At 69.9% G+C, this 11041-nt stretch carries 8 protein-coding genes and 1 pseudogene; 4 read left to right on the forward strand and 5 right to left on the reverse strand.

From position 1 onward, the window contains the following. Positions 1-163: 163 nt before the first annotated feature. From FXO19_RS18220 to rhlB, 4 genes are all read right to left on the reverse strand, one after another. Entirely contained in the window at positions 164-1027 is an 864-nt protein-coding gene (locus FXO19_RS18220; protein ID WP_149196543.1) for a response regulator, read from the reverse strand. An 8-nt stretch (positions 1028-1035) separates the two neighbouring features. Beyond that, positions 1036-1986: a permease-like cell division protein FtsX gene (gene ftsX, locus FXO19_RS18225; protein ID WP_149196544.1), complete on the reverse strand. Its 951-nt coding sequence runs from the start codon at positions 1984-1986 to the stop codon at positions 1036-1038. Next, the gene (gene ftsE, locus FXO19_RS18230; RefSeq protein ID WP_149196545.1) at positions 1979-2668 is read right to left on the reverse strand and encodes a cell division ATP-binding protein FtsE; all 690 of its coding nucleotides are present in this window, start codon (positions 2666-2668) and stop codon (positions 1979-1981) included. The genes ftsX and ftsE overlap by 8 nt, the downstream gene beginning before the upstream one ends. A 274-nt stretch (positions 2669-2942) precedes the next feature. Then, positions 2943-4700: an ATP-dependent RNA helicase RhlB gene (gene rhlB / locus FXO19_RS18235; protein ID WP_149196546.1), complete on the reverse strand. Its 1758-nt coding sequence runs from the start codon at positions 4698-4700 to the stop codon at positions 2943-2945. A 188-nt stretch (positions 4701-4888) separates the two neighbouring features. On the opposite strand from rhlB, the gene trxA reads away from it, so the two are divergent. The 4 genes and pseudogenes from trxA (at position 4889) to FXO19_RS18255 (ending at position 10180) form a co-directional block, all read left to right on the forward strand. After that, on the forward strand, positions 4889-5215 hold the full coding sequence (gene trxA, locus FXO19_RS18240; protein WP_149196547.1) for a thioredoxin: 327 nt from the start codon (positions 4889-4891) through the stop codon (positions 5213-5215). A 709-nt stretch (positions 5216-5924) separates the two neighbouring features. Further along, positions 5925-7211, forward strand: a pseudogene (gene rho / locus FXO19_RS18245) (transcription termination factor Rho); the annotation flags it as partial. 217 nt (positions 7212-7428) lie between these two features. Further along, positions 7429-7962 carry a GAF domain-containing protein gene (locus FXO19_RS18250; protein WP_149196549.1) on the forward strand — a complete coding sequence of 178 codons (534 nt, stop codon included), beginning with the start codon at positions 7429-7431 and terminating at the stop codon, positions 7960-7962. Positions 7963-8341: 379 nt separating this feature from the next. After that, positions 8342-10180 (forward strand): monovalent cation:proton antiporter-2 (CPA2) family protein, encoded by a 1839-nt coding sequence (locus FXO19_RS18255; RefSeq protein ID WP_149196550.1) that lies wholly within the window; start codon positions 8342-8344, stop codon positions 10178-10180. A 3-nt stretch (positions 10181-10183) separates the two neighbouring features. On the opposite strand, the gene FXO19_RS18260 is transcribed toward FXO19_RS18255, so the two are convergent. Further along, on the reverse strand, positions 10184-11023 hold the full coding sequence (locus FXO19_RS18260; protein ID WP_255516497.1) for an energy transducer TonB: 840 nt from the start codon (positions 11021-11023) through the stop codon (positions 10184-10186). Positions 11024-11041 lie beyond the last annotated feature (18 nt).

Genomic DNA, 11041 nt, shown 5'->3' on the forward strand with positions numbered 1-11041 from the left:
GGAATCGGGAATCGGGAATCGGGAATCGGGAATCGGGAATCGGGAATCGGGAATCGGGAAAGGCTAAGGCCTCGTCGTCCAGGCGCAAATCCCCTGGCGGTGGGCCTTGGCCCACCATTGTCGCCCGCGATGACGCGCCCGATTCCCCACTCCCGGCTCTTCACTATTCCCGATTCTCGATTCCCGATTCTCGAATTCCCGCCAACCGCAACTGGAACAGCGTCTTGGTCACCAGCAACCGCTCCTCGATCGGCTTGAGCACCAGGTCGTTGGCGCCGTCGCGCAGCAGGCCCATCTGGTTGACGCGATTCTCGTCGCCGGTCATCACCAGCACCGGCAGCCGGCGCTTGCCGTAGCCCAGTTCACCGCGAACCGCCTGCAGCAGGTCGCGCCCGCTGAGTTCGCCCTTGAGATAGACATCGGTCAGCAACAGGTCGACGCCGGGCGCGTCGTCGCCGGTGCTGCGCTCGCGCAGCCAGGCCAGCGCCTCCTCGGCGCTGATCACGTGGGTGACCTGCATGCCGTGCGACTGCAGCATGCGCCGGGTCGCCAGCGCCACGGTACGGCTGTCCTCGACATAGAGCACGTGCGCATCGGGGATCGGCTCGGGCATCACGTAGCCGCGGATGAAAGTGGCCAGCGCCTGGTGGCCGTTGCCCTTGTCGAAATAATCGGTGACGTCCTCGGTGAAGCGGCGCGATTCCAGGTGCGACTGGGCATCGCCGGAGACCACGATCACCGGCACGTAACGCTGCGCCGCCGCCCATCGCACCGCCCGCGCCAGCTGCAGTCCATCGCCGTCCGGCAGCACCAGTGCGGTGCTGACCAGGTCGACCGGCGCCGCCTCCAGCGCCGCACGCGCTTCGGCCAGCCCGGCGCAGGCCACGACCTCCACCGCCGGCAACTGCTTGCGCAGCACGTCGCCGATCATCCGGCGCACCAGCTTCGAACCGTCCACCACCATGATCCGCGGCGAATCGCTGACCAGGTGACGGAGATCGTGCGCGTCGGTCTGTCCGTTGCCCATGGTTCCCGTCAGGTCTCCGTCGGCCGCGTCTGCCGCAGGAAATGCCCGGTGACCAGGCTGGCGCCGAGCCAGCCGAGCGCGGCGGCGACCAGCAGCACCGTCAACACCTGTCCCGGGCCGAACCCGGCCAGGGCGAAACCGCTGCCGTAACTCGCGGCCAGCGCCGCCACCGGCTCGCGCAGCGCCAATCCGGCGGCCGCCAGCAACACCAGTGCCAGGGCCCCGGCGACCAGCCCATACCAGGTGCCCAGGTACAGGAACGGCCGGCGGATGAACCCGTCGGTGGCGCCGAGCAGCTGCAGCACGCCGATCTCCTCGCGCCGCGACTGGATGTCCAGGCGCACGGTGTTGCCCACCACCAGCAGCGCGCCGAGCCCGAGCAGCGCCGCCAGCACCCAGACCAGGCGGCCGCCGAAGCGCAGCCAGTCGTCGAGCCGGCGGCGCCACTCGGCATCGTGCTGCACCAGGTCGGCCTCGGGCAGCTGCCGCAGCGAGGTCGCGAGCAGGGTCTCGTCGCCGGCAGGCGATACGATCAGCAGGAACGGCAGCGGGTTGTCGCCGACCGCATCGATGGCCTCGCCAAGGCCGCCGCGCTCGCGCAGTTCCTGCAGGCCCTGTTCCGGTGTGCGCAGCTCGACCGCAGCGACGTTGGCGCGGCCGCGCAATTCCTCGGCCAATGCCTGCGAACGCTCCGCCGTCACTTCCTGCTTCAGGAACACGCCGATCTCGCGCGAGGCCTGCACGCTGCCCGACAGCCGGTCCAGGTTGTCCAGCACCAGCCACAGGCCGAGCGGCAACGCCAGCGCCACCGCCATCACGCCGATCGTGAGCGCGGTGGCCCACGGCCGCCGGAACACGCGTCCAAGGCTGGAAACGAAGCTGTACAGGTGGTGGTCGGCCCAGGTGCCGATCCGCGAGTGGGTGTCGCGCACCGTCGTGCCGTCGCGAGTCTCAGGCATCGGCCAGGTCCTCCGGTGCGATGTCGTCGGCCAGGCGGCCGTGATCGAGCACCAGCACGCGCTTCTTCATGCGCTTGACCAGCGCCAGGTCATGGCTGGCGACCAGCACGCTGGTGCCGCGTCCGGGCAGCTCCGCGAACAGCGCCATGATCTCGGCCGACAGGGTCGGATCGAGATTGCCGGTGGGCTCGTCGGCCACCAGCAGCCGCGGCTCACCGACGATGGCGCGGGCGATGCCGACGCGCTGCTGCTCGCCGGCCGACAACTGGGTGGGCAGCGCGCGTTCGCGCGCGTCCAGGCCCAGCCGCTCGAGCACGCCGCGCACGCGCTTGCCGATCTCGCCGCGGCGCATGCCGCGCAGGATCAGCGGCAGAGCGACGTTCTCGTAGACGCTGCGATCAGTGAGCAGACGATGGTCCTGGAACACCACGCCGATCTCGCGGCGGTGCATCGCCACCCGGCGTCCGCGCACCCGCAGCAGGTTGCGCTCGGCGAACAGCACCGCGCCGCGGCTCGGCCGTTCGGCCAAGTGCACCAGCTTCAGCAGCGTGCTCTTGCCGGCACCGGAATGACCGGTGATGAACAGCATCTCGCCGGCGGCGACGTCGAAGCTGAGCTCGGACAGGGCGACGTGCCCGCCGGGATATTGCTTGCTGACGCTGTCGAAGCGGAGAACGCTCATGCGGCGGGACCGGAGATCGCGAGACGATGGCCGCCAGAGCTTAGCGGACTTCGCCGACGGCAGCTGACGCGGGGCGGAAAGCCGCAGCGATTCGCGCGCTTTTTGCGGCACGGGACCGACGGCAGGTCTGTGGCAGCCGGTCGAAGCACGAACGGCGCTTACTCGAGCCTCGTCATTCCCGCGAAGGCGGGAATCTAGGGACTTTGATATTCAACGGTTTACTGTCCATGGATCCCCGCCTTCGCGGGGATGACAGCCATGATGCTGGCCTTCCTCAGTGCTGCGAGTTCGGCGCCCGCCTGACCAGCTTCTTCAGCCCGCGGCCGATGCGCGACAGCAGCGAAGGTTCGGCCGGCGCCGCTGCCGGTTTGGCCGGCGGGCGCGACGCGGACCTGAACTCGGTGGCGGGTTTCGGCTTGCCCGCGGGCACTTCTGCCTTGGCGCCGTTGCGCGGTGCCGTAGCCCCCTGCGCGCCGCCCTCGCCACCCTCGACGCGGCGGCCGCCACGCCGGCGGCGGGGCTTGCGCGCGGGACGCGCTTCGCCTTCCGCGCCGGCAGCGGCCTGCGGCGGGGATGACGGCGGCGGCGCGGCCGCCTTCACCTCGTCGGCGGCAGGCGCCGGACGGGCACTTGGTGCGGCGGTGGCACCGCTCGCACTACCGCGACCGCGACCGCCGGCCGGCTTGCCTGCACGTCCACCCTCGCTACCGCGACCGCCAGCGCGCGGGCCGGACCGGCCGCCGCCGCGGCGCGCGTCGTCTGCGGCGCGTTGTTCACGCGCCTCGCGGAAGATCTCGCCGATGCTCTCGCCATCCTCCGGCTGCGGCTCGACGCCCTCGCGCGGCTTGCGTGGCAGCGCCTGCAGCAGCTCCGGCGTGACCGCCTCGACCGGGATCTTCTGCTCGATGAATGCCTCGATGTCCGGCAGGCCCTGGGCGTAGATCTCGCAGGCGAAGCTGATCGCATCGCCCTCGGCGCCCAGGCGCGCGGTCCGGCCGATGCGATGCACGTAGTCCTCGGCATCGAACGGCAGGTCGTAGTTGTAGACGTGCGAGACGCCGTCGATGTGCAGGCCGCGGGCGGCGACGTCGGTGGCGACCAGCAGCTCGAGCTGGCCGGCCTGGAACTTCTTCAGCAGGCTTTCGCGCTTCTTCTGCGGCACGTCGCCGGACAGCACGCCGACCCTGTAGCCGCCGCGCTCGAGCGCCCGCGCCACCCGCTCCACCCAGGCCTTGGTGTTGACGAACACCATCGTGCGTGCGCCCTCCGACCGCGACAGCAGGCCGAGCAGCAGCGGGATCTTCTCCTCGTTGGCCGGGAAGAACACCTTCTGCCGCACCTTGGCCGCGGTGATGAACTCGGTCTCGACCACGACCTTCTCGGGCTCGTTCATGTGCTCGTAGGCGAGCTCGAGCACGCGGTGGCTCAGCGTCGCCGAGAACAGCAGCGTCTGCCGCTCGGTGCGGATCGGCATGCGCCGCAGCAGGAAGCGGATGTCCTTGATGAAGCCGAGGTCGAACATGCGGTCGGCCTCGTCCAGCACGCACATCTCGCAGGCGTGCAGGCTCACCACCTTGTGCTGCTTGACGTAGTCGATCAGGCGCCCCGGGGTGGCGATGATCACGTCGGCGCCTTCCTGCAGCAGCTGGCGCTGCTTGTCGTAGTCGACGCCGCCGTAGACCAGGGCGAACTTGAGGCCGAGGTCGGAGGCGAACTTCACCGCGTCCTTGTGGATCTGGATCGCCAGTTCGCGGGTCGGCGCCAGGATCAGCGCGCGCGGGTCCTCGGCCTTGCGTTCAGCCAGCGCCGGCTGCGACAGCAGGCGGTTGACCACCGCGACCAGGAACGCCAGCGTCTTGCCGGTGCCGGTCTGGGCCTGGCCGGCGACGTCGCGCCCGGACAGGGCCAGCGGCAGGGTCAAGGCCTGGATCGGTGTACAGCGGAGGAATCCGGCGGCTTCGATGCCGGCGAGCAGCTGCGGCTGCAGCTCGAACTCGGAGAAGGGGATATCGGTCAGTGGTTTGTCTGTCATGCCTGGAATTGTCTGTGCGGCGGGGCGCGGTTGCGCAGGGGGCGACCGCGTCGCAGACTGCCGAACCGTGAATAGAAGGCTGTGCGGACCCGGGGGTCGGCCCTTGATCCAGCCTGATAACGCCCCAGTTTAACAGCACAACGCCGCCCCGCCCGTCACGGCAGGCGGCCCGATCCCAGGAGAACTCCGTGAACGACAAGGTCATCCATGCCGGCGACAGCGATTTCGACGCCACCGTGCTGCAGTCCGAAGAGCCGGTGCTGGTCGATTTCTGGGCCCCCTGGTGCGGACCGTGCAAGATGATCGCCCCGGCGCTGGACGAGCTTGCCGAGAGCTATGCCGGCCGCGCCAAGGTGGTCAAGGTCGATATCGACCAGAATCAGAGCATCGCGATGAAGTACCACGTGCGCTCGATCCCGATGCTGCTGCTGTTCAAGGGCGGCCAGGTGCAGGCGACCCAGATCGGCGCGGTCGGCAAGGCGCAGCTGTCGCAGATGCTCGACAAGGCGCTCTGAGCGCCGTCCACCCGCGCGGCGCGATGCCGCGCGATCGGCTTGCCTAGCCGCCGCAGGCGCCCTGCCGCATGCGGCGGCAACCTTAACGGCCACGCACGATGGCTTGCCGCGGACGTAAGGCGGTGCTAGCGTTGTTCCATCCGGCGCGGAAGCCAGCGCCGCACCCCGTCTGAAGATCACCCTTCCCAACCCTCCGCCCGCGTCCGCGGGCGCTCGCAGCTAGCGAGGATTTCACACCTTGTCCGACAACACTCCCGATTCCGGCGAAACCGCCGAGAAGCGCGTGCGCAAGCCGCGCGTCACCAAGACCGCCAAGGTCGCCAAGACCGCCCCGGCCGATGCGCCGGCGCCTGCGGCGCCCCCGGCACCGACACCGCCGGCCGACGCGCCGGCCCCGGCCGCCAGGCAGGCGCCCGCGCCCGCGTCCGCACCTGCGTCTCCCGCGCCCGCCGCGCCTCCTCCTGCACCTGCCGCGGATGCCTCCGGCGGCGATGGCGGCAACGAGCAGTCGCGCGAATCGCGGGAGCAGCGCGAACAGCGCGAGGGCGCCCGCCAGGGCAACCGCCGCGATCGTTTCCGCAACCGCCGCGAACGCGGCAGCGGTGGCGGTGGCGGTGGTGGCGAACGCGGCGGTGGTGGTGGTGGCGGCCGCGGCCGCGACGATGGCCTGCCGCAGGACGGCGGCGACCAGGGCCAGCGCCTGCCACCGCCGAACATTCCCGAAGACTTCCCGCAGTACACGCTCAGCGACCTGAAGCGGATGCCGGCGCAGAAGCTGATGGATATCGCCGAGCAGCTCAACATCCACGATGGCGTCGCCCGCGCCCGCAAGCAGGACGTGATCTTCAACCTGCTCAAGGTGCTGACCCGCCACGGCGAGGGCGTGGTCGCCGATGGCGTGCTGGAGATCCTGCCCGACGGCTTCGGCTTCCTGCGCGCCGCCGAGGCTTCGTATCTCGCCGGTCCCGACGACGTCTACATCTCGCCCAGCCAGATCCGCCGCTTCAACCTGCGCACCGGCGACCATCTCTCCGGCCGCATCCGCTGGCCCAAGGACGGCGAACGCTACTTCGCGCTGAGCGTGGTCGACACCATCAACGGCGAGCCGCTGGAGGCCAGCAAGGGCAAGGTGCTGTTCGAGAACCTGACCCCGCTGTTCCCGCGCAAGCGCTTCAAGCTCGAGCGCGGCGACGGTTCCACCGAGGACATCGCCGGCCGCATCCTCGACCTGATGGCGCCGCAGGGCAAGGGCCAGCGCGCCCTGATCGTCTCGCCGCCCAAGGCGGGCAAGACGATGATGATGCAGCAGATCGCCACCGCCATCACCACCAACCACCCCGACGTGCACATGATCGTGCTGCTCATCGACGAGCGGCCCGAGGAAGTCACCGAAATGCAGCGCACCGTGCGCGGCGAGGTTATCTCCTCGACCTTCGACGAGCCGGCCGCGCGCCACGTGCAGGTCGCTGAGATGGTGATCGAGCGCGCCAAGCGTCTGGTCGAGCACAAGCGCGACGTGGTGATCCTGCTCGACTCGATCACCCGCCTCGCCCGCGCCTACAACAACGTCGTCCCCAGCTCCGGCAAGGTGCTGACCGGCGGCGTCGATGCCAACGCCCTGCACCGGCCGAAGCGCTTCTTCGGCGCCGCGCGCAACGTCGAGGAAGGCGGCTCGCTGACGATCATCGCCACCGCGCTGGTCGACACCGGCAGCGCGATGGACAAGGTGATCTACGAGGAGTTCAAGGGCACCGGCAACTCGGAAGTGCACCTGGACCGCCGCATCACCGAGAAGCGCGTGTACCCGGCGATCAACGTCAACCAGTCCGGCACCCGCCGCGAGGACTACCTGATCGAGCCGGAAATGCTGCAGAAGATCTGGATCCTGCGCAAGCTGCTGCATCCGATGGACGAGATCGCGGCGATGGAATTCCTGCTCGACAAGATGAAGACCACCAAGTCCAACGACGAGTTCTTCGCCTCGATGCGGCGCTGAGGCGCGATCGACGGCACCCTGGAAAAGCCCCGCATCGCGGGGCTTTTTTCGTGCACGATCGCATCCATCGGCGGCGGACGGTCGTGCGATGCGAGCTGGACGTGCCGCATCGCCGCCGGCGGGACCGCCCCGCCGGACGCTCCACCCGATGACGCGCTAAGATTCCAGTGCCGGGCACGGGGCGCGCACCGGCGATCCACACCTCGATCCGGGAATCATGGTCAATGCTGTCGCCACGTTTCTCGCCCAGGCCGATCGGCGCATGGCCCGGCTGGTCGATCTGCTCGACCGCGCCGACTTGCCGGTGGAGGTCGCATGGACGCTATGCGAATTCGCCGGAAAGGAACTGGAGCTGATGGACTGCGTCGTCTATCTGCTCGACCGCGACGGCAGCACATTGCTCCAGCAAGCCGCCTGGGGACCGAAGCGCGCCGCCGACCGGGTGCTGGAATCGCGGATCCGGTTGAATCTGGGCCAGGGCATCGTCGGCCGATGCGCGCAACTGCAGCTGCCGCAGCGTACGGCGGATGCGCGGCGCGATTGCCGCTATGTGGTCGACGACCAGTTCAATCTGTCGGAACTGGCGGTGCCGATCTGCATCGACGGCGCGCTGTTCGGCGTGCTCGACAGCGAACATCCGGACGCGGGCTATTACCACCTGGCGCACGAGCATGCGCTGTACGCGATCGCCGAGCGCGGCGCGATCCGCCTGCGCGCGCTGGCGCAATCGCAAGACCCACCATCGGCCTGACCACCCGTCACCGGCGCGGACGGCGGACACAGCGCTCGCCCGAAAGCGGCAGGCGCATGTCCTTCTCCGGAGTGATGCGAGCCACGGTTCGCGCACGTCTGAACGCCCTTGCGCCCTGCGCGAGGGCCGTGGCGAAGTGGCACGGAGGATATGGGCGGCGCGTCATCGCGGATGACAACGGTGGGCCAAGGCCCACCCGATCACCCGCGTAGGGTGGGCCTCGGCCCACCATAAGGGTATGGCGGAGCGGCAGGCGTCTGAACCACCGCGACTTCCGCCATGCCTCACCCCAACCCCGCTCCGTATTCCGGTCCACGCCGGCGGTGTGGGCGCTTCGAGTCCCGTGGCAGCAGGCATACTTCCGGGCGGAGGTGCGCGCATGCACGGCAGTGGTCTGCAACTAGCTTTGGTGTTCCTGCTCGCCGCGGTGATCGCGGTGCCGCTGTTCAAGCGGTTCGGGTTGGGCGCGGTGCTCGGCTACCTGGCCGCCGGCGTGGTGCTGGGGCCGGACGGGGTCGGCGTGGTCGCGCACGCCGAACCGGTGCTGGCCGCCAGCGAAATCGGCGTGGTGATGATGCTGTTCGTCATCGGCCTGGAACTGTCGCTGGCGCGATTGAAGCTGATGCGCCGGCCGGTGTTCCTGACCGGCGGGCTGCAGGTCGCGATCTCCGGCGTGGTGCTCGCAGCCCTGGCGGCAATGATCGGGCTGGGCTGGAAAGTCGCGCTGGTGGTGGGCCTTGGGCTGGCGCTGTCCTCGACCGCGTTCGGGCTGCAGCTGCTGGCCGAGCGCAAGGCGCTGCACAGCCCGCATGGGCGGCTGGCGTTCGCGATCCTGCTGTTCCAGGACCTGGCCGCGGTGCCGCTGATCGCGGCGATCCCGCTGCTCGCCCATGCCGCCGCACCGGAGTCCGGGCATGCCGGCTGGGCGCTCCTCAAGGCCGTTGCTGCCCTGGCCGCGGTGTTCTTCGGCGGCCGCTATCTGCTGCGCAGCCTGTTCCGCACCGCGGTGCGCATCGGCGTGCCGGAGATGCAGACCGCGAGCGCGCTGCTGGCGGTGCTCGGCGCGGCCTGGGTGGTGCAGCTGGCCGGGCTGAGCATGGGCCTGGGCGCGTTCCTGGCTGGCGTGCTGCTGGCCGAGTCGGAGTTCCGCCACGAGATCGAATCGCAGATCGAGCCGTTCAAGGGCCTGTTGCTGGGGCTGTTCTTCATGGCGGTGGGGATGAGCATCGACCTGGCGCAGGTGGCCGCGGAGCCCGGCTTCGTGCTGCTGGCGACGCTGCTGCTGATGGCGGTGAAGTTCGCGGTCCTGTTCGGGCTCGGCCGGCACCCGGGCGGGCTCGGCATGCGCGAGGCGCTGCGCCTGGGCGGGGTATTGGCGCTGGGCGGCGAGTTCGCGTTCGTGGTGTTCGCCGAGGCGGCCGGCGCCGGGCTGCTGGAGGCGGCGATGCACAACCGCCTGCTGGCGGTGGTCGGCCTGTCGATGGCGCTGACGCCGCTGCTGATGATCGCGCTGGCGCGCCTGCTCGACGGGCACGACGACACGGAGGCACCGGCCCGCGACTACGATCCGATCCATGACCACGGCCACCCGCAGGTGATCATCGCCGGCCTCGGCCGTTTCGGTCAGATCGTCGCGCGCCTGCTGGTGGCGCAGAAGATTCCGTTCGTCGCGCTCGACGCCGATCCGGGCACCATCGATGCGCTGCGGCGCTCCGGCAACCAGGTGTACTTCGGCGATCCCACGCGCCCGGAATTGCTACGCGCCAGCGGCGCCGCGCACGCCCGGTTGTTCATCAACGCCATCGACGACCGCGAGGCGAACCTGCGCACCACGCACCTGCTGCGGCACCTGTATCCGCACCTACGGGTGTTCGCGCGCGCCCACGACCGCCGCCATGCCTGGCAGCTCATGGACCTGCAGGTCGAGGCCTTCCGCGAGACCTTCGCCTCGGCGCTGGAGATGGGGCGCGAGGTGCTGGTGGCGCTGGAGGTGCCGCGCGAGATCGCCGAGGACCGCACCCGGCGCTTCCGCGAGCACGACGAGCGCCTGCTCGCCAGCCACCACCGGATCTACAACGACGAATCCGCCCTGCTGCAGGCGCTGCGCGAGGGCCGTGCCGAACTGGAGCACCTGTTCGAAGCCGACCAGGCGCAACAACCGGCGCCTGCCGACCCGGAACCCGATGCCGACGGCCGCGACGGCGCCGGTGTGGGCTGAGCCTCAGCCCTGCTCCTGCTGCAGCGGCGTCAGCAGCCGCATGCCGACGCCGGCCTGATGCACCTGGCCCGCGAGCAGCGCATCGGGCGCGCCATCGTCTTCCGGCGCCCAGTCGGGCTGCTGCCGGGGACCGGGAATATAGGCCTGCCATTCCCCGTAGCCGGGCCGCCGATCCTCGAATTCGTAGTCGACCGGCACGCGCACCACCCAGGAGCCGGCATCGGCATATTCGCCCGTGGTCGGCACCTTGAACGTCCAGGCGCGGGCCGCCACCAGGCTGGCACGCACGAGCAGGCGCCGTGCCCTGTCCATCTGGTGGCTGTTGCCGACCACCCGCAGATTGACCTGCTCGGCCATCACGTCCTCGACCGTGCCCTGCGTGCCGATGCGCAACAGCAGGTAGACGGTGCCCTTGATGCCGGCGTGCAGCGCGTCCAGCGGATAGGCCGGCGGCTTCATGTCCCGGCTCGCGATCGTCTCGGCCGCCGTGTTCCGGTCGGCGAAGTGCGCATGGCGAATCCCCAGCTCGTAGTTGCCATCGTCAAGCCGCCGGGCCACCAGGTTGAGGCTCATGCGCGCGGTGGCGGGCACCGGCTCGCCGTTGCGGCGCGCCGGCGCGAAACGCCAGTGCGGCGCGGCACCCTCGACCAGGCGAACGACCCCTTCGGGCAGTTTCTCGCGCTGATCGAGATCCAGTCCGGCGACGCTGCCATCGCGCGCGACCTCGACCGAGCCGGTCACCAGCATGCTCATTTCCGCCTGCTTGCGTACTGCACGGGGTCCGGCGGCCAGTGCCGCGCACGATAACAGCAGGACCAGCAGGCCCAGACTCCAGCGTTTCATCCGTGATCTCCTGGGAGC

Source organism: Luteimonas suaedae (assembly GCF_008312895.1).
Taxonomy (GTDB): Bacteria; Pseudomonadota; Gammaproteobacteria; order Xanthomonadales; family Xanthomonadaceae; genus Luteimonas; species Luteimonas suaedae.

Coding starts and splice junctions, on each gene's coding strand:
- FXO19_RS18220 (WP_149196543.1), bottom strand. CDS start 1,027: ATGGGCAACGGACAGACCGACGCGCACGATCTCCGTCACCTGGTCAGC.
- ftsX (WP_149196544.1), bottom strand. CDS start 1,986: ATGCCTGAGACTCGCGACGGCACGACGGTGCGCGACACCCACTCGCGG.
- ftsE (WP_149196545.1), bottom strand. CDS start 2,668: ATGAGCGTTCTCCGCTTCGACAGCGTCAGCAAGCAATATCCCGGCGGG.
- rhlB (WP_149196546.1), bottom strand. CDS start 4,700: ATGACAGACAAACCACTGACCGATATCCCCTTCTCCGAGTTCGAGCTG.
- FXO19_RS18250 (WP_149196549.1), top strand. CDS start 7,429: ATGGTCAATGCTGTCGCCACGTTTCTCGCCCAGGCCGATCGGCGCATG.
- FXO19_RS18255 (WP_149196550.1), top strand. CDS start 8,342: ATGCACGGCAGTGGTCTGCAACTAGCTTTGGTGTTCCTGCTCGCCGCG.
- FXO19_RS18260 (WP_255516497.1), bottom strand. CDS start 11,023: ATGAAACGCTGGAGTCTGGGCCTGCTGGTCCTGCTGTTATCGTGCGCG.